Source organism: Mesorhizobium sp. M0340 (assembly GCF_040321535.1).
Lineage (GTDB): Bacteria > Pseudomonadota > Alphaproteobacteria > Rhizobiales > Rhizobiaceae > Mesorhizobium.
Genome location: NZ_JAMYRR010000004.1, coordinates 25,522 through 43,131 on the forward strand (window position 1 = coordinate 25,522; position 17,610 = coordinate 43,131).

Annotated in this window: 18 protein-coding genes; 9 read left to right on the top strand and 9 right to left on the bottom strand. The window is 62.6% G+C overall.

From position 1 onward, the window contains the following. Positions 1 to 12 precede the first annotated feature (12 nt). The 4 genes from NKI79_RS06850 (at position 13) to NKI79_RS06865 (ending at position 4,542) form a co-directional block, all read left to right on the top strand. Entirely contained in the window at positions 13 to 918 is a 906-nt protein-coding gene (locus NKI79_RS06850; protein ID WP_352650069.1) for a branched-chain amino acid ABC transporter permease, read from the top strand. A gap of 206 nt (positions 919 to 1,124) precedes the next feature. Then, positions 1,125 to 1,709, top strand: a complete 585-nt coding sequence (locus tag NKI79_RS06855) for a TRAP transporter small permease subunit (protein ID WP_352700890.1) — start codon at positions 1,125 to 1,127, stop codon at positions 1,707 to 1,709. Further along, complete coding sequence (locus NKI79_RS06860; RefSeq protein ID WP_352801065.1) at positions 1,709 to 3,487, top strand: TRAP transporter large permease; 1,779 nt, start codon at positions 1,709 to 1,711, stop codon at positions 3,485 to 3,487. Before NKI79_RS06855 ends, NKI79_RS06860 begins: the two co-directional genes overlap by 1 nt. Positions 3,488 to 3,519: 32 nt before the next feature. Then, on the top strand, positions 3,520 to 4,542 hold the full coding sequence (locus NKI79_RS06865) for a zinc-dependent alcohol dehydrogenase family protein (protein ID WP_352480084.1): 1,023 nt from the start codon (positions 3,520 to 3,522) through the stop codon (positions 4,540 to 4,542). Between the two features lie 66 nt (positions 4,543 to 4,608). Here the strand turns inward: NKI79_RS06865 and NKI79_RS06870 are convergent, their stop codons facing one another. Beyond that, a complete protein-coding gene (locus tag NKI79_RS06870) occupies positions 4,609 to 5,718 on the bottom strand; it encodes a TRAP transporter substrate-binding protein (protein WP_352469878.1) in 1,110 nt (369 codons plus the stop codon). 285 nt (positions 5,719 to 6,003) lie between these two features. On the opposite strand from NKI79_RS06870, the gene NKI79_RS06875 reads away from it, so the two are divergent. After that, entirely contained in the window at positions 6,004 to 6,777 is a 774-nt protein-coding gene (locus NKI79_RS06875; RefSeq protein ID WP_352800635.1) for a gamma-glutamyl-gamma-aminobutyrate hydrolase family protein, read from the top strand. 6 nt (positions 6,778 to 6,783) lie between these two features. Here the strand turns inward: NKI79_RS06875 and NKI79_RS06880 are convergent, their stop codons facing one another. The 5 genes from NKI79_RS06880 to NKI79_RS06900 all read right to left on the bottom strand — a co-directional run bounded on the left by NKI79_RS06880 (position 6,784) and on the right by NKI79_RS06900 (position 10,866). Further along, positions 6,784 to 7,179: a hypothetical protein gene (locus NKI79_RS06880; protein ID WP_352800637.1), complete on the bottom strand. Its 396-nt coding sequence runs from the start codon at positions 7,177 to 7,179 to the stop codon at positions 6,784 to 6,786. 150 nt (positions 7,180 to 7,329) lie between these two features. After that, a complete protein-coding gene (locus NKI79_RS06885) occupies positions 7,330 to 8,310 on the bottom strand; it encodes a 2-hydroxyacid dehydrogenase (protein ID WP_352800639.1) in 981 nt (326 codons plus the stop codon). After that, on the bottom strand, positions 8,307 to 9,329 hold the full coding sequence (locus NKI79_RS06890) for a LacI family DNA-binding transcriptional regulator (protein ID WP_254816382.1): 1,023 nt from the start codon (positions 9,327 to 9,329) through the stop codon (positions 8,307 to 8,309). The genes NKI79_RS06885 and NKI79_RS06890 overlap by 4 nt, the downstream gene beginning before the upstream one ends. Positions 9,330 to 9,397: 68 nt before the next feature. Beyond that, the gene (locus NKI79_RS06895) at positions 9,398 to 10,282 is read right to left on the bottom strand and encodes a DMT family transporter (RefSeq protein ID WP_352767319.1); all 885 of its coding nucleotides are present in this window, start codon (positions 10,280 to 10,282) and stop codon (positions 9,398 to 9,400) included. 176 nt (positions 10,283 to 10,458) lie between these two features. Next, positions 10,459 to 10,866, bottom strand: a complete 408-nt coding sequence (locus tag NKI79_RS06900; protein ID WP_352800641.1) for a DUF2000 family protein — start codon at positions 10,864 to 10,866, stop codon at positions 10,459 to 10,461. Positions 10,867 to 10,917: 51 nt separating this feature from the next. Between NKI79_RS06900 and NKI79_RS06905 the strand changes: the two genes are divergently transcribed. Then, positions 10,918 to 11,790 (top strand): AraC family transcriptional regulator, encoded by an 873-nt coding sequence (locus NKI79_RS06905; protein WP_352800643.1) that lies wholly within the window; start codon positions 10,918 to 10,920, stop codon positions 11,788 to 11,790. 1 nt (position 11,791) lies between these two features. Here NKI79_RS06905 and NKI79_RS06910 read toward each other — a convergent pair whose 3' ends face one another. Together NKI79_RS06910 and NKI79_RS06915 are read right to left on the bottom strand one after the other, a co-directional pair. After that, complete coding sequence (locus tag NKI79_RS06910) at positions 11,792 to 12,274, bottom strand: MarR family winged helix-turn-helix transcriptional regulator (protein WP_254816029.1); 483 nt, start codon at positions 12,272 to 12,274, stop codon at positions 11,792 to 11,794. Positions 12,275 to 12,476: 202 nt separating this feature from the next. Then, positions 12,477 to 13,199, bottom strand: a complete 723-nt coding sequence (locus NKI79_RS06915; RefSeq protein ID WP_352800645.1) for an intradiol ring-cleavage dioxygenase — start codon at positions 13,197 to 13,199, stop codon at positions 12,477 to 12,479. Between the two features lie 198 nt (positions 13,200 to 13,397). Between NKI79_RS06915 and NKI79_RS06920 the strand changes: the two genes are divergently transcribed. Together NKI79_RS06920 and NKI79_RS06925 are read left to right on the top strand one after the other, a co-directional pair. After that, positions 13,398 to 14,471: a CobW family GTP-binding protein gene (locus NKI79_RS06920; protein ID WP_352480077.1), complete on the top strand. Its 1,074-nt coding sequence runs from the start codon at positions 13,398 to 13,400 to the stop codon at positions 14,469 to 14,471. Positions 14,472 to 14,623: 152 nt separating this feature from the next. After that, the gene (locus NKI79_RS06925; RefSeq protein ID WP_352800647.1) at positions 14,624 to 15,598 is read left to right on the top strand and encodes a WD40 repeat domain-containing protein; all 975 of its coding nucleotides are present in this window, start codon (positions 14,624 to 14,626) and stop codon (positions 15,596 to 15,598) included. Between the two features lie 8 nt (positions 15,599 to 15,606). Here NKI79_RS06925 and NKI79_RS06930 read toward each other — a convergent pair whose 3' ends face one another. Beyond that, complete coding sequence (locus tag NKI79_RS06930) at positions 15,607 to 16,062, bottom strand: hypothetical protein (protein ID WP_302893581.1); 456 nt, start codon at positions 16,060 to 16,062, stop codon at positions 15,607 to 15,609. Between the two features lie 158 nt (positions 16,063 to 16,220). On the opposite strand from NKI79_RS06930, the gene NKI79_RS06935 reads away from it, so the two are divergent. Next, positions 16,221 to 17,603 (top strand): aspartate aminotransferase family protein, encoded by a 1,383-nt coding sequence (locus tag NKI79_RS06935; RefSeq protein WP_352800650.1) that lies wholly within the window; start codon positions 16,221 to 16,223, stop codon positions 17,601 to 17,603. Positions 17,604 to 17,610: the final 7 nt, after the last annotated feature.

Consider the following 17,610-nt stretch of genomic DNA (forward strand, 5'->3'; position numbering starts at 1 on the left):
CGAGGGTCTTGCATGCTCTATTTCTTCCAGCAGGTTCTGAACGGGCTGCATTCGGGCGCGCTCTACGCATTGCTTGCCTTCGGCTACGTGCTGACCAACGGCATCCTGCACCGCACCAATCTTGCCTATGGCGCGCTGTTCGCCTTTTGCGGGCATACGATGATCCTCACCGCGGCGTTCGGCTATCAGGCGCTGTGGCTGACGCTGTTTGCATCGGTCGCGCTCGGCGTAGCGGCGGCATTCCTTTATGCGGCGCTGCTCAGCCATGTCCTGTCGCGAAGCATCTTCGAACCGCTGGCCGCCCGCTCGCCCAACGCCATCGTGGTGACCACGCTCGGCATATTGCTGGTCTTGTCGGAAGCCAGCCGCATCGCCGCCGATACCCATGACCTATGGTTGCCGCCAATGCTGGCCCAGACCATCGTCTTCGCGCAGAATGCCAGCTTCAAGGCGACGTTGACACTGATTCAGTTGCTCGATTGCGCCGCCGTGCTGGCGGCTATTTCGCTGGCTGCGTGGGGGTTCACACATTCCAGCTTCGGCCGAAGCTGGCGTGCCGTATCCGACGATCCAAAGGCCGCTGCGATGTGCGGCGTCGATGTCCGCGCGGTGTTTCGGCGGGCGGTGCTTTTCGGCGGCCTTTGCGCGGCAATGGCTGGCGTGCTCGCCGCCTTCTACTACGGCAACATCAGCTTCGGCACAGGGTTGGTCTACGGGTTGAAAATCCTGTTCGTGACCGCAGTGGGCGGCTATCTCTCGCCTTTGCGGGCGGCACTGGGCGCCGCCGCTTTCGGCATGGCCGAATCGCTATGGGCCGGCTATTTCCCGCTCGAATGGCGGGACGGGTGGATGTACCTGTTCCTCGTCGCCATGCTTGTGCTGATCGGCTCCGGCCGCGACCAACAGAAGATTGCCTGAGCCGCATCCGACTTTGGTTGGATGAATGAACCACATGTCCCCTTGGACATGCAAAGGACGCGGCAGCATTTTGCCGGCGGCCACCTCACAACTGTGTTTATGCGGGCTGTCCGATGTTGACCCGCCGAACCACGCACTGCATACCGTTGGTCCACAGCGACGCGACGGACAGGGAACCGGCGCGCTTCGACACAAGGGAGGAATGCATGGCAGGGCTTCTCGCTCTTTCCAGAGCCATTGACCGTTTGAACGAATTCATCGGCAAATGGGTTTCGTGGCTGATCCTGCTGGCGATCCTGGTAAGCGCCGCCAACGCCGTGATCCGCAAGGTGTTCGACATGTCCTCGAACGCCTGGCTGGAATTGCAATGGTATCTGTTCGGCGCCGCCTTCATGCTGGCCGCCGCCTACACTCTGAAACAGAACGACCATATCCGCATCGATATCGTCTACGGCATGTTCTCGCGCCGTGTGCAGCACTGGATCGACCTTTTCGGTCACGTCTTCTTCCTGATGCCGTTCGTGACGTTGATGGTCGTCTATTTCGTTCCCTATGTGTCGCTGTCGTATCGCAGCGGCGAGATGTCGAACAATTCCGGCGGGCTGATCATCTGGCCAGCGAAGGCGATTCTGCTGGCCGGCTTTTTTCTGCTCGCGCTGCAGGGCATTTCCGAGATCATCAAGAAGATCGCCATCATGCGCGGTCAGATGGACGATCCCACTCCGTTCATATCGGTGCATGAGCAGGCCGAGCTAGAAGCCAAGGCGCTCGTCGAAGAGGTGCGCTCGTGATCGAGTTCATCGCCCAGAACATGGCGCCGATCATGTTCGCCTCGCTGGTCGTCTTCCTGCTGATCGGCTACCCCGTCGCCTTCTCGCTCGCCGCCAACGGCCTGATGTTCTTCTTCATCGGCGTGCTGCTGTCGCCCTATTCGGGCGGCTCCATCAATCTCGCCTGGCCGTTGCTGCACGCGTTGCCGGATAATTTCTATGGCAGCCGGGTGATGTCGAACGACACGCTGCTGGCGATCCCGTTCTTCACCTTCATGGGCATCGTGCTCGAACGATCCGGCATGGCCGAAGACCTGCTCGACACGATCGGCCAGCTGTTCGGACCGGTCCGTGGTGGCCTTGCCTATGCCGTGATTTTCGTTGGCGCGCTGCTCGCCGCGACGACCGGCGTGGTGGCGGCCTCCGTCATTGCCATGGGTCTGATTTCGCTGCCGATCATGCTGCGCTACGGCTACGACCGGCGGCTGGCATCCGGCGTCATTGCCGCGTCCGGGACCCTCGCCCAGATCATCCCGCCGTCGCTGGTGCTGATCGTCCTGGCCGACCAGCTCGGCCGCTCGGTCGGCGATATGTACAAGGGGGCGCTGATCCCCGGGCTCATTTTGACCGGCATCTACATGCTCTACATCCTGCTCATGTCGATCTTCCGGCCGAAGTCGATGCCGGCCCTGCCGCTGGAGGCCCGCACGCTCGGCCACGGCGTGCTGTCGCTGCTGGCGGCGGTGCTGGCGGCGGTGGTGGTTTCCTATGCGGCGTATCGCTACCTTGCGCCGAACCATGGCGGCAACGCCGATATCCTCGGCGCCACTATTGGCGTCATCTTCATCTATGTCGTGGCGATCGTCGACCAGCGCCTGAAGATCAACCTGATGTCGAGGCTGGCGCAGCAGGTGATCATCGTCCTGATCCCGCCGCTGGCGCTGATCTTCCTGGTGCTGGGCACCATCTTCCTCGGCATCGCCACGCCGACGGAAGGCGGCGCCATGGGCGCCGTCGGCGCGCTGGCAATGGCCGCGATGAAGGGGCGGCTGTCGCTCGACGTGGTCAAGCAGGCGCTGGCCTCGACGACCAGGCTGTCGTCCTTCGTTCTGTTCATCCTGATCGGCGCGCGGGTGTTCTCGCTGACCTTTTACGGGGTCAATGGCCACATCTGGGTCGAGCACCTGTTGACCTCGCTGCCGGGCGGTGAAGTCGGTTTCCTGATTGGCGTCAACATCCTCGTCTTCGTGCTCGCCTTCTTCCTCGACTTTTTCGAGCTTGCCTTCATCATCGTTCCGCTTTTGGCACCGGCGGCCGACAAGCTCGGCATCGACCTGATCTGGTTCGGCGTGCTTTTAGGCGTCAACATGCAGACCTCCTTCATGCATCCGCCCTTCGGCTTCGCGCTGTTTTATCTGCGCTCGGTCGCCGCGCGCGTGCCTTATATCGACCGGCTCACCGGCAAGCAGATCGCGCCGGTCACCACAGGGCAGATCTATTGGGGCGCAGTGCCCTTCGTCTGTATCCAGGTGATCATGATCGGCCTGACCATCGCCTTCCCGCAGATGGTGATGCACTACAAAGGCACCGTCGTCGATCCGGGCACCATAAACTACCAGGTGCCGGAAACGCCTGGCATCGGCTTGTCGCCGCTTGGCACGCCGCCGGCCAACGGCGGCACTGCCCCGGCCTCACCTTCCACACCGGATTTGTCGCAGCCGCCGAGCTTCGACGAAAAGCCGCCCGCGAAGCCGGCGGCACCGGCAATCGATCTGTCGCAACCCCCGAGTTTCAACTGAGGCGAGTTTCAACTGAGGAAGGCCCTGCAGCTATGAAGGCGGTTCGGTTGGAGCGAGTGGGCGGCCTCGCCGTGTGCGAGGTCGAGAAACCGACCGCCGGGCCAGACGAGCTGCTGGTGCGGATCGAGGCGTGCGGCGTCTGCGGCACCGACAGGCATCTTTTCCACGGTGAATTCCCGTGCACGCCGCCGGTGACGCTCGGGCATGAATTCTCCGGCATCGTCGAGGCGATCGGACCTGAGGTATCTGGCTTTTCGGTCGGCGACCGCGTCACCGGCGATCCCAATATTGCCTGCGGGCGCTGTGCGCATTGTCAGGCGGGCCGAGTCAATCTCTGCAGCAATCTGCGTGCCATCGGCATCCATCGCGACGGCGGCTTTGCCGAATATCTTCCCTTGCCGCAGAAACAGGCCTTCGCCTTGCCAGGCGATCTGAAGCCTACGCATGGTGCTTTCTGCGAGCCGCTCGGTTGCTGCCTGCATGGCGTGGACCTTGCCGCGATCAAACCAGGCTCGTCGGTCGCGGTGCTCGGCGGCGGCGTGATCGGCCTGCTCACCGTTCAGCTGGCAAAGCTCGCCGGTGCGACGACCATCATCCTGTCGACGCGTCAGGCCTCGCGGCGGGCTCTTGCTGAGCAACTTGGCGCAACGGCGACGCTCGATCCCAGCGCCTTCGATGTCACCGATGCGATCGTCGGCCGGTCGGGTTTGATGCCGGGCGGCGTCGACGTGGTGTTCGAATGCGCCGGCGTGAAAGACACTGTTGAGCAGGCGATGCGGCTGGCCAAAGCGGGCGGCACAATCGTCGTCGTTGGCGTTATGCCGCAAGGCATGAAAGCGGCCTTCGAACCGTTCGACCTGCTGTTCCGCGAGTTGAAGGTCCTGGGCTCCTTCCTCAATCCCTTTACCCATCGCCGGGCCGCCGATCTTATCGCTTCGGGGGCAATCGAGGTAGACCGGCTGATATCGCGGCAGGTCACGCTTGAAGAGTCAGCTGCAGTGATCGCCAATCCGCCTGCGCCAGGCGAGGTCAAGGTTCTGGTGGTGCCCGGCTGATCGCAAACGGAATGCGCTGCGGCGCCAGCGTCCCGAAGGAACGCCGGCGCCGCAGAGCAGCAAGGTTCAGAGCTTGCTGTTGCGCTGTTGGACCATCATGAAGGTGTCGTAGTTGTACTCGGCCACCTGCGCCCAGAGATAATGCTCCTTGCGGAACGCCTTGATCGAGTCCCAGATCTTTTTGAACGGCGCGTTCGAGGCTTCCATCTCGGCATAAACTTCGTTGGCCTTTTCGAAGCAGGCGGCCATGATCTCCTGGCTGAACGGGCTCAACTTGGCGCCGCCGGCAACCAGCCGCTTCACCGCCGCCGGGTTGAGGTAGTCGTATTTCTGCAGCATGTTGGCATCGGCCGCTTGGGCGGCAGTGTGCACCAGCGACTTGTAAGCCGGCGAAAGTTCGTCGTATTTCGCCTTGTTGAACATCAGATGGACAGTCGGTCCACCTTCCCACCAGCCGGGATAGTAGTAATAGGGCGCAACCTTGTAGAAGCCGAGCTTCTCGTCATCATAAGGGCCAACCCATTCGGCGGCATCGATCGTGCCCTTTTCCAGCGCCGGATAAATGTCGCCACCGGCGATCTGCTGCGGAACCACGCCGAGCCTTTGCACCACTTTGCCGGCAAAACCGCCGATACGCATCTTGAGGCCGGAAAGGTCGGCAACCGTTTTGATCTCTTTGCGGAACCAGCCGCCCATCTGCACGCCGGTATTGCCGCCCGGCAGCCCGAACAGACCCTGCGTCGCCAGGAACTCGTTGAACAGATCGATGCCCCCGCCATGATAGTGCCAGGCGTTGATGCCGCGCGCGTTGAGCGAAAACGGAACCGCCGCTCCCAGCGCCCAGGTCGGGTCCTTGCCCCAGTAATAGTATGCCACAGTATGGCAGGCCTCGACCGTGCCGGCTGTGGTGGCATCGGCGGCCTGCAGGCCGGGAACGAGTTCGCCGGAAGCGAAGACCTGGACCTGGAAGTTGCCGTCGGTCGCCTCCGAAAGCATCTTGGAAAACACTTCGGCACCGCCGTAGATCGTATCGAGCGACTTCGGGAAGGACGACGCCAGCCGCCAGGTTACTTTCGGATTGGACTGGGCGATGGCCGGCGCAGCAAGTGTCGCGGCAGCGGCCGCAGCGCCGAAACCGGTGGTGCCGGCCTTGCGGATGAACGAACGACGATCCATGAAGTTCCTCCCGTTTGGATCAACTGACCGACGTTCGGGACGCTTCGGCGCCCGCATCGGCTTCGAGCCGACAATACACAGGCAAGGAGTCGAGTCCAGCGCGGCAGCCCGGTTTGAGTGGCGCATTTCGGGGAAATTCACGGCGTTGGGCCAGATCTTGCAACTATAGTCTAAGGTCGATTAACTGGCCTACGCGACACGCCGAAACTTGCCATGGAAATGCGCCTTCGGATCGCCTATTTTGCAGGCAGATAATTCGTTGCACCCGATGGGATCCGGACCAAAATGCACCAGCCGCTCGTCGCCATATCGACCGACGTCCGCCAGTTCGACAATTACACCTGGCATGCCGCGCCGCAGCAATATCTTGAAGCGGCGCTTTCAGGGGCAGGCGTGTTCCCGCTGCTGGTACCGTCCTTCGGCGACCGGCTCGACTTCGACGAACTGCTTTCCGCCGTCGACGGCGTCATGATCACCGGTTCGAAGTCCAACGTTCATCCCTCGCTCTACGGCGGTGACGCCAGTGAAGCCAATGGTCCCTACGACCCCGCCCGCGACGCCACCACGCTGCCGCTGATCCGCAGGGCGGTGGAGCGCGGAGTACCGCTGCTCGCGATCTGCCGCGGCATCCAGGAGATGAATGTGGCGCTGGGTGGCACGCTGGCCACTGAAATCCAGGAACGCGCCGGTTCGCTCGATCATCGTGCGCCGGCAAGCGACAATCAGGACGAACGCTTCGCCATCCGCCAGAGCGTGTCGATAAAACCCGGCAGTTGCCTGGCCGGGGTCTTCGGCGCCGGCGACATCATGGTCAATTCGGTGCATCGCCAGGCTGTTGACCGGCTTGGCCCAAAGCTGCAGGTCGAAGCGGTCGCCGCCGACGGCACTGTCGAGGCGGTCTCGGTGCGCGATGCACGGGCTTTCGCCGTCGGCGTCCAGTGGCATCCCGAATACTGGGTCAAATCGGACAGCATCTCGGTAAAGATATTTCGCGCTTTCGGCGATGCGGTGCGGTTGCATGCTGCCGCAAAATCCGCGTCGCGCGCGGCGGCAGAATAGCGCTCGTCAGTTGCCGGCCGACGCCAGGGTCAGCAGCGGCAGCGCCGGCGCGTAGGATTCGTAACCGTCGCCATCGGCGACCGAGAACATGACGATCGGATCGCTGCCGTTGGCGCTGAATGTGACCGTGCCGTCATTCTTCTCTCGCCAGAACTTCGCCTGCTCGACACCGGGCAACACCTGGCGGCAATTCGCGGCGACCGTCAACAGCGACAGACCTTGCGAAATCTCGGCGCCACGGGTGACCGCACAAGACGCCTCGTCACCATGGGCTACCAGCCTGTAGGTGCTGGACGAAGGTGCTGGCTCACTGGCTGCGCGGCTTTGACCGCTACCGGCGTAAAACAGCTGGACGCTGCCTAACAGCGCAGCAATCGCCATCAATGCGGGAAGCGTTTTCATCCTGGTTTCTCCGCGCATTTCAAGCGCGCCGTGTTCGATGTCATCAGGAGGCGCGCTTCATCTTGCTGCCATGTGCTGTCAAGGGGACATACACTAGCCAAGGAGGCAGAATGATTCCGAAGGGTTAAGCTGAAGTTAACAATAGGGCGGTCACGGCCTCGGCTTGACGTTTGCCGTCTCCGGCACCGGCGTCAGCGCCTTGCGCTGCGAAAACCACGAGACCAGATTGTCGACGCACAGGTCCGCCATCGCGCGGCGGGTGTGCTGCGAGGCCGACCCGACATGAGGCAAAAGCGAGGTGTTGGGCGCGGCAAGCAACGCCGCAGGCACGTTCGGCTCGTCGGCAAAAACGTCCAGCCCGGCAGCGGCGATGCTGCCGCTGGCAAGTGCGGCGGCAAGAGCTGGTTCGTCGACCGTGCTGCCCCGGCCGATATTGACGAAGACGCCGTTCGGCCCCAGAGCCGAGAGGATTTCGACATTGACGGCCTTGTCCGTCGAGGCCCCGCCGGGCGCCACCGAGATCAGCGTGTCGACCGCCTCGGCGAGACCTTTCAGCGTCGGGTGATAGTCATAGGACAGGCCTTCGACGCGGCGCCGGTTGTGATAGGCGATGGGCAGTCCGAAAGCATCGAGCCGGCGGGCAATGGCGAGGCCGATGCGGCCCATGCCGAAGATGCCGACATGGCGACCGCGCAAAGTCAGCCGGCTCAGCGGATAGTTGCCGTTGCGCAGCCAACTTCCGTCGCGCAGCCAGGCCTCGGCGCGCGGCAGTTCGCGGATGGTATTGATCAACAGGCCGAGCGCCGTGTCGGCGACCTCTTCGGTCAGCACATCCGGTGTGTTGGTGACCATGATGCCGCGCCGTGCGGCGTGGTGGACATCTACCGAATCATAGCCGACGCCGAAATTGGCGATAATCTCGAGCTTTGGCAGCGCGTCCATCAACGCGGCGCTTATGCCGCCAAAGGCGGCTATGCCGCGCACCGTAAGGCGCATCTCGTCGGTGACCAGGGACGGATCGGCGCGTTCGATCCGGACGCGGCTGAACGCCCCGTCGATGCGGCCGACCGCATGGTCGTTGAACTGGCCCGGCACCAGAATGGTGACAGCTTGCTGGTCGGTTTTTGTCATGCACGTTCCACCGGTTTGCCGGTCGACTGGCGCACATGCAGTTCCGGCTTGATCAGTTCCTGCGACGGCCGCACCGTCTGTCCGTTGAGTTTGTCGAGCAGCGCGCTGGCAGCGCGGCGGCCAACCTCACGCTGGCCGTTCCAGACCGTGGTTAGCGCCGGCGTCGCGATCGCCGCCTCCTCGAGGTCGTCATAACCAGTGACCGAAATGTCGATGCCCGGCACCAGACCAGCGCGGGCAATGCCGTTCATCAGGCCGATGGCGACGAGGTCATTCCAGCAGCAGGCGGCGGTCGGTCTGTCCTTTAGCGCCAGGAACTGCCCGGCAGCCTCGAAGCCGGCCTGCTTGGTGCGCGGGCCGGCGATGCGCCAGGACGGCCTGACCTCAAGCCCCGCCGCCTCCATGGCGTTGACATATCCCTGATAGCGGTCGCGGCCGGTCGACGTCTGATCGGTACCGCCGATCATTGCGATGCGCTTGTGGCCAAGCGAGATCAGATGGTTGGTGGCAAGCCCGGTGCCATAGGCATCGTCGCCGCGAAACACCGGCACGTCGGCACCTTCGACGGTGCGTGCAATCAGCACTGCCGGAAGACCGTTCTCCTCGGCCATGAATATGTCTTCGGGCGGCGTGCCGATGGCCGGCGACATGATGACCCCGTCAGCGCCGAGCTGCAGAAGCGTGTCGATGAAAGTGCGTTGTTTCTCGAGCTGGTCGTAGTGGTTCGACAGGATGAAGGTTTGCCGGCTGCGGTCGAGCTCGCTCTCTATCGAACGCAATATCTCGGCAAAGAACGGGTTCATGATGTCGTGGACGACGACGCCGACTATGCCCGAGCGCGAGGTGCGCAGGCTGGCGGCGCGGCGGTTGTAAATATAGCCGATGGCGCGGGCATGTTCCTTGATGCGGTCGCGGGTGCCGCCGGCGACCAGCGGGCTGTCGCGCAAGGCCAGCGAGACCGTGGCCGTGGACACGCCGAGCGCATCCGCGATGGTCGAAAGCTTGATCTTCTGTGCCAGCGCCCTGCGCTCCCGAAGCAATTTAAACTGTTTAAAGGCCGGCTCTTATGCCATCGATTCCGAGCAAATCAAAGTTTTTTTGCCAGCGCTTCCGCCTCCGCGTCCAGCGTCGCGCGGTTGCGCAAACGAAGCCGGTGCTCACGGTGAACGATGTAGAGGCCGCTGGCGACGATGACTGTGGCACCGACCAGCGTCCAGCGATCGGGAAACTGGTTGAAGACGATCAGGCCGGAGATGATCATCCAGATCATCTGCGAATAGGGATAGGGAGCCAGGGCCGTGGTGGTGGCAAGGCGATAGGCCTGCACAAGAAGCCAATGACCGATGGCGCCGAAGACGCCAAGCATCAGCAATATGAACCAGTGCCAGCCATCCTGCGGCAGCGAAGGCGAAAACGGCAGTGTCGGCAAAAGCAGCACGGCTGGCGCCAGCGCCGAAAACAGGATGAGGCTTTCCGAGGTTTCCGTAGCCGACATGCGGCGCGTCATGATGACGTAGAAACTGTTCGACAGCATCGAGCCGAGCGCAAAGAGATGGCCGACGCCAAAAACGCCGACGCCCGGCCGGGTGATGATGAGGACGCCGACAAAGCCGCTCATGATCGCCAGCCAGCGCCGCCAGCCGGCCCATTCGCCGAGCAACGGACCGGCAAGCGCGGTGATCACCATAGGGCCGAAGAAGTAGATCGAGGTGGTTTCCGCCAGTTGTAGCGTCCGCAGCGCCAGAATGTTGAACATCGTCGATCCGAACAGGAGCAGACCGCGCGTGATGTGCGCCGGCAGGTTGGCGGGACGAAAGCGCAGCGGCTCACGCCATCCGCGCAGAAAAACGCCGACGATCAGCACATGGACCGCGAAGCGGGTCCACGCGACGATCAGCGCCGAGACGCCGGCCAGGACAAGGTACTTGCTGCTGGTGTCGAGGAAGGTGAAAAACACATAGACGGAAAGCATGCACAGGATCGCCGCCGGCGATGTCGCGCTTTCGTCATGTCTTGGGGAAGCATTCAATTTCAGGCCGGACGGGAAGCAAGGCAGTCCTTCACCCATGCGGGAATTGTCGCCTGCGGGCAAGCCAAAAGAGGCTGGCACAACGACAGGCTAAGGTTTTGTTGCTGGTGGCCGACGAGTCAAGCGTGCATGCGGGCACCCTTGGTGATCCTGTCGACGAGTTTCTTTTCGGCGCGAAGCGCGATGCCGACCACCTTGGCATCTTCCGGTGCAAATTCGGCAAAGACGGCACGGTTGGCCAGATCATAACCAGTCGAAAACATTTCCTCGACATAGAGCGATACCGTCACACCACGCTCCAGCGCCCGCCGCTGGATCGCGCCGAGCATCTGGCCGTCCGCCGAAAGCACGATGACCGGCTGGATCGACAGCGGGTTGTAGATATTGCCGGCGCGATCACGGTAGGGGTCACCGATAATGTCGGGAAACTGCGCGACGATGCCGCTGGTCAGAAAGGCGGTGACATTGAGCTTTTGCCAGACGGGAAGATCATCCTTGAGCACGATTGCAAATTTCGTATCGAACATGCGACAGTTTCCAATCTGAAAGGGGGCCAATCCGAGGCTGCGAGAAAAGCGATGCCGCACGGTCTAGACGGGGAAGCCTTTCAGGGTCTTGGACGTTTGTGCGTGGATGCAGCCGAAAACTGCATCGTACCGGCACCCCGTGCTGTCGGCATGGAACGCATCGAGGCCCGGTTCCACGGCAACGCCTTCGATCTCCATCGCCACGACACCTATGCGATCGGGGTGACGCTTTATGGCGTGCAGCGCTTCCGCTATCGCGGCCAAATGCATCGGAGCCTGCCTGGCCAGATCATTATCCTTCATCCCGACGAACTCCACGATGGCGGTGCCGGCACCGAAGACGGCTTGCGATACAGAATGCTCTATTTGGAGCCGTCGCTGATGCTCGATTGTCTCGGCGGCGGATCACTGCCATTCGTCGGGAATGCCGTGGTGACAGACCGCGATCTCCGCGCGACGCTGCTTTCGGCGCTCGGGCCGCTGGATCAGCAACTGGACGAGCTGTTTGTCGTCGATTTCATGACGCAGCTTATGCAAAGCCTGGCCCGGCACGCCGGTCAGCCGGCGAAACCGGTAGCGAAAACGGCGTGGCGCGCCGCCAGCCTGGCGCGCGACTACCTGGAGGAAAATGTCGCGCGGATTGTACGTTCAGACGAATTGGAGGCGATAACCGGATTGGACCGTTATGCCCTGTCGCGGCATTTTCGCGCGACCTTCTCGACCAGCCCGCACCGGTTCCTGTTGATGCGCCGGCTTCAGCGAGCCCGTCGGATGATCGAAGCCGACGAGCCGCTGGCGCAAATCGCAATCGCCGCCGGCTTCAGTGATCAAAGCCATTTCAATCGGCATTTCAAGAAGGCGTTCGGCGTCACACCGGGACGCTGGTCGGCACTGACGCGGCGGCCGTCAGCGGCGAACGCGTGAGCTATTCAAGCATCTTGTCTTCGATATCCAGTTCGTCATCCGGGAGCACCATTTCGCCGTTCGACAGGTTCGCCTCGACGCGGGCAAGCAGCTTGAACAGCGCTTTCTGATCCTTCTTGTCGAGACCCTTCAATGCCTGCTTTTCGGTCTTCTTCACCGACTTCTCGATGGCGTGGATGATTTCGCGGCCGGTGTCGGTGAGGAAAATATGCGCCTGGCGGGCATCGGCGGACGAGGCGCGCTTCTCCAGAAAACCCTGCGCCTGCAGCCGGTTGATGGTCTTGGTGATGGTCGGCGGACGCACGCCGAGGCGGCCGGCAAGGTTGCCGGGCGTCTGCCCATCCTCGCGGTCGAGCGCCAGCATGATCTGGTCCTGGCCGGCATAGAAACCATGCGCCAGAAGCCGGGCGGCGAGCGCCGTGCGCGCCAGCCGCGCCGCCGAATGCAGCCGGCTCATTGTTGCAGTCTTGTCCGCCTTGGCCATGCTCATCCCTCCTCGGCCGAACCGGAGCGGACAGCATAGAAGCAGGCCGCCGGTTGGCAATGACCATCGAAAACATTCCGGCTCGGAAAATAGCTTTGCCGGCAAGCATCGCGGTGTTCGCCGTGGCTAATGCCAGATGTTTATTTCAGTTAGATGACAAACGACTTTCTGGAAGGGCTGGATGGGACATGACGAGGCGTTCTCAACCGGCCTTCACCGCGACCACCATCAAGGCCTGAAAGGCGTCCGCCATTTCCCGCAGCGCTGCCTGCGACAGCAGCCCGGCCTGCCGCGCAATGCCGTCCCGCGCGTTCGATGTATCGCGTTTGCCCGGGCGATCTTTATAGGGCGCGACGGTGGCGAATATCTGCTCGCTGAGGCTGTCGGGGAAGAACATCTGGCCGGTCATTACGGAGCGGTCGTCAGGGAAAATCTTGAAATGGATGTGGGTGGTGCGGCCGCGATACCAGCCGGGATAGATGGTGGCGAAAGAAGCGATGCCGCTTTCATCGGTTCTCTGCCAGCCCCGCAGAAAACTCTGGCCGGACGTGTCGATATCCTGCCCGTCGCCCTGTCCGGGATAACCGGAATAGGCGCCCTGGGCGTCGCAATGCCAGATGTCGACGCGTGCGCCGGGAAGCGGCCGGCAGGCGGCGTCGACGATTTGCAGCCGCACATTGAGGGCGATGCCCTTCTTGCCCTCGGTGATATCGGCGCGTTCGAGCTTCGGGTCGAAATAGAACGGCCCTTCGGTGACCTCGGGCGTGATGGCGCAGACGCCGGCACCGGCTTCGAACAAAGCAAGCCCGGCATAGGGCGAAACCTTCCCGGCCCTTGCACCGGCGGGCAGGAATATGCCGCCAGCGGTAACCGCAACGAGACGGAGCGCCTGCCGACGGCTTAGTGGCAAGGACTTGTCGGACATCTGGCGTGTCTTCAATGCGAACAGCCCTCGTGAATGACCTTTGCCTGTCTAAGCCCACCGCCAACCCGCGCCAATGAAAGTTCGGCAATGTGAGGAAAGTTCGGCAATACCAGCCTCTCTTTGGTCCACCGGTTTGGCTCGTGCAAAAGCCGAGCACACATCCTATATGGAGCCGACAATCCCTATTCGAGGCACAATATGAGCGACGCACAGACGCAGATCCCCGTAACCGTCCTCACCGGCTATCTTGGCGCCGGCAAGACGACACTGCTGAACCGCATCCTTTCGGAAAACCATGGCAAGCGCTACGCGGTCATCGTCAATGAATTCGGCGAGATCGGCATCGACAACGAGCTGATCGTGGAATCCGACGAGGAAATCTACGAGATGAACAATGGCTGCGTCTGCTGCACCGTGCGCGGCGACCTGATCCGCGTCGTCGAAGGCCTGATGCGCCGGCCCGGCCGCTTCGACGCCATCGTCGTCGAGACCACAGGCCTCGCCGATCCCGTGCCGGTAGCACAAACCTTCTTCATGGACGACGACGTGCGTTCCAAGACCAGGCTCGATGCGGTGGTGGCGCTGGTCGACGCCAAGCACCTGCCGCTGCGCCTCAAGGATTCCCGCGAGGCCGAGGACCAGATCGCCTTTGCCGATGTCGTCGTGCTCAACAAGACCGATCTCGTCACCCCCGAAGAGCTGAGCAAGGTTGAGGCAACGATCCGCGCCATCAACCCGGCGGCACGCATCCATCGCACCACGCGCGCCAGCGTGGCGCTGTCCGAGGTGCTGGATCGCGGTGCGTTCGACCTGTCCCGAGCGCTGGAGAACGATCCGCACTTCCTCGAGGCGCATGACGATCACGACCATCATGATCATGATCATGATCATGACCACCACCACCATGATCACGACGGCCATGATCACCACGATCATGACGGCCATCATCATGCGCACCCTTCCGACATCCATGACGTGACCGTGCAGTCGGTGTCGCTGCGCGGTGGCGAGATGGACCCGAAAAAGTTCTTCCCGTGGATCGAGAAGGTCACCCAGATGGAAGGCCCGAACATCCTGCGGCTGAAAGGGATCATCGCGCTGAAAGGCGATGACGAGCGCTATGTCATCCAGGGCGTGCACATGATCATCGAGGGCGACCACCAGCGCGCCTGGAAGGACGGCGAGAAACACGAGAGCCGGCTGGTGTTCATCGGACGCGAACTCGATGCCGAGCGGCTGAAGACAAGCTTCGAGGCCTGCCAGGCCGCTTGATTTAGCTACCTTCTTCCTTTTCCCCCTTGTGGGAGGAGGGGCAGCCGCAACGCTGGCGCTCTCTACTCACGACGATCCGAAGCACGGGTTGAGACGGGCAGCTCAACCCCTTAAGGGTGAGGTAGCAGAAACCTCGGACGGAACTATCTCTCATGCCCACAGTCGCCCCGCTCGATCTCGAAGGCCACTGCCTCGCCGCCGTGTTCCTCGGCGACGTGCCGCACTTTGCGCTGGCTGACGGCACAATCCATCGGCTCGACCACGGCCACAAGACGGTGCAGGCCAATGACGGGATGCTCGCCGCCTTCCATGATGCGGCGAACGACCGGCTGATCACCGGTGGTGAGGACGGCAGGATCTTTGGCGTGACCGCTGGCGGCAATACCGCGGAATTGGCGACCGCAGGCAAAAAATGGATCACCAGCGTCGCCGCCGGGCCGCAAGGCGCTGTTGCCTATGCTTCGGGCAAGATTGCCTATGTGCGCTTTGCCGACGGCAAAACCAGGGAATTCTCGCATCCGCGCTCGGTCGAGGGGCTGGCCTTCTCGCCCAAGGGCATGCGCTTCGGCGTTGCCCGCTACAATGGCGCGACGCTGCATTTCCCGGCCGCCGACGGCAAGCCGGTCGAACTCGAATGGGCCGGTGCCCACACCGGCATCACCTTCTCGCCGGACGGCGGCTTCGTCGTCACCACCATGCAGGAAAACGCGCTGCATGGCTGGAAGCTTGCCGACGGCAAGCACATGCGGATGTCCGGCTACCCCGGCAAGGTCAAAAGCCTGTCGTGGAGCGCCAAGGGCAAATGGCTGGCGAGTTCCGGCGCGCCGGCGGCGATCGTCTGGCCGTTTTCGGGCAAGGACGGGCCGATGGGCAAGGCGCCGCTGGAACTCGGCACGCGCGGCAATGCGATGGTCACCTCCGTCGCCTGTCACCCGAGCCAGGACGTCGTTGCTGTCGGCTATGATGACGGCATGGTGATGGCGGTGCGCTTCGCCGACGCCAGGGAAGTGCTGTTGCGCCGGCCGGGCAAGGGCGCCGTCACCTCGATAATGTGGGACAGGCAAGAGCGCCGCGTCGCCTTTGGCAGCGCCGCGGGTGACTGCGGCGTCATCGATATTTCGGCGTAGCCTGTTACTTACTCGGCTCCGCAAGATACTTTGCCGGTCAATTCATCCGGTTTGCCGTCCTTTTCGGCATCAGCCGTAACATCATAGATTGAGAGCAAGTAGCGGCCGTCATAGACGCCTTCGTCGCTGGCCTTGGTCAGGATCGCCAGTTCGACATAGCCATAGGCGTTTTCGACCTGCCGTTCGTGGTAGACAAGCAGCCGCAGTTCCTTGTTGTCGAGCCAATATTGCGTGAGGTTCTGATCCCCGAACACCGTCTTGCGCAGACTGTCGGCAGCCGGCCTGCCCAGAATTTCGAGCTCGCCGCTAAAATTGAAGGTCGGCCCGCCCATGCCTCTGGTGACCCCGGCACCGACCTGAAATTTGACGGCTGCATCCTCGGCGGAACACCAGATGCCGCCCGACGCCAGAGCCGCACCAACCGACGACAGCAGCGTTGCTGCGCAGACGATCGCCCGCACCATCTTGTCCCCTCCGGCCGAAGTACCATTGGCGCCCGAAGGCGGCTCGCGGTCAAGCGCCTGTTTCCATTTAAATGACCGCTGACCCAACACAGGGCAGCCGCCCGGCCAATTGCGGTGGCGGATGCCGATTGTCTAAACTGCGACTGAGAGGGGCCGCCATGAACGTCATCGACCATGCAAAGACTTCCATCGGCGGCATCGGCCCGGCCCGGATCGCCGAGTTGTACGAGATCGAGGCAGAAGTCTTCCGCCAGGCGCGGCCGAAATCGATGGCCATAATCGGCAATGGCTTGCCCGGCTTCTTCGGCGGCGTGCCGATGCACTGGATGAATGACTGGCCGACGCCTTTCCCGATTCTGGTCGACAGCGCCAGGGGCGCCACGATCACCGACATCGACGGCAACCGACTGGACGATTTCTGTCTTGGCGACACCGGCTCGATGTTCGGCCATTCGCCGCCGCCGGTCGCCCGCGCCATCCGCCGGCAGGCCGGAAGCGGCCTGACCTATATGCTGCCCAGCGAAGACGCACTGGCCATCGGGCCGCTGCTGAAACAGCGGTTCGGCCTGCCTTTCTGGCAGATCGCAACGACGGCGACCGACGCCAACCGCTTTGCGTTACGCGTTGCCCGCGCCGTCACCAGCCGCGAGAAGATTCTGGTCTTCAACGGCTGCTATCACGGCTCGGTCGACGAGACTATGGTGCGGCTCATCGACGGCAGACCGGTCAACCGGCCGGGATTGGCCGGCGAGTTCCGCGACCTGACACGGGCAACTGATGTCGTCGAGTTCAACGATCTGCCGGCGCTCGACGCGGCACTCCGGGGCAACGATGTCGCCTGCGTCATCACCGAGCCGGTGCTGACCAACTCCTGCATGGTGCTGCCCGAAGCCGGCTTTCATGATGGGTTGCGGCGTCTTACTCGTGCGACCAGCACGCTGCTGCTAATCGACGAGACGCATACCATCTCGACCGGTCCCGGCGGCTATACGAGAAAATTCGGGCTGGAGCCTGATCTGTTCGTGCTCGGCAAGCCGATCGCCGGCGGCGTGCCGGCCAGTGTGTGGGGGATAAGCGAGGACGTCGCGACCCGCTATGCCGCCTATAACAGGGTGAAGGAGCCGGGCTATTCGGGCATGGGCACGACACTGTCGGGCAATCCGCTGCAATTCGCGGCGATGCGCGCCACATTGGAAGAGGTGATGACCGACGAGGCCTACGGCCAGATGGATCGTCTGGCGCGGCGGCTCGACGCCGGACTGACCGCCGTCATCGACCGCTACCGGCTGCCCTGGCATGTCTCACGTGTCGGCGCCCGCGTCGAGTTCATCTGCGCGCCGGGCCCGCTGAGGAATGGCGGCGAGGCGGAAGCTGCGCATGCACCGGAGCTCGAAGCGGCAATCCATGTCGCGCTGGTCAATCGCGGCGTGCTGATCGCACCCTTCCACAACATGATGCTGATCTCTCCTGCGACCAGCGCCGCCCAGGTGAACCGGCTGATCACTGCCTTCGGCGCAGTTGCGGCAAAGCTTACGGCGTGAGACAAGC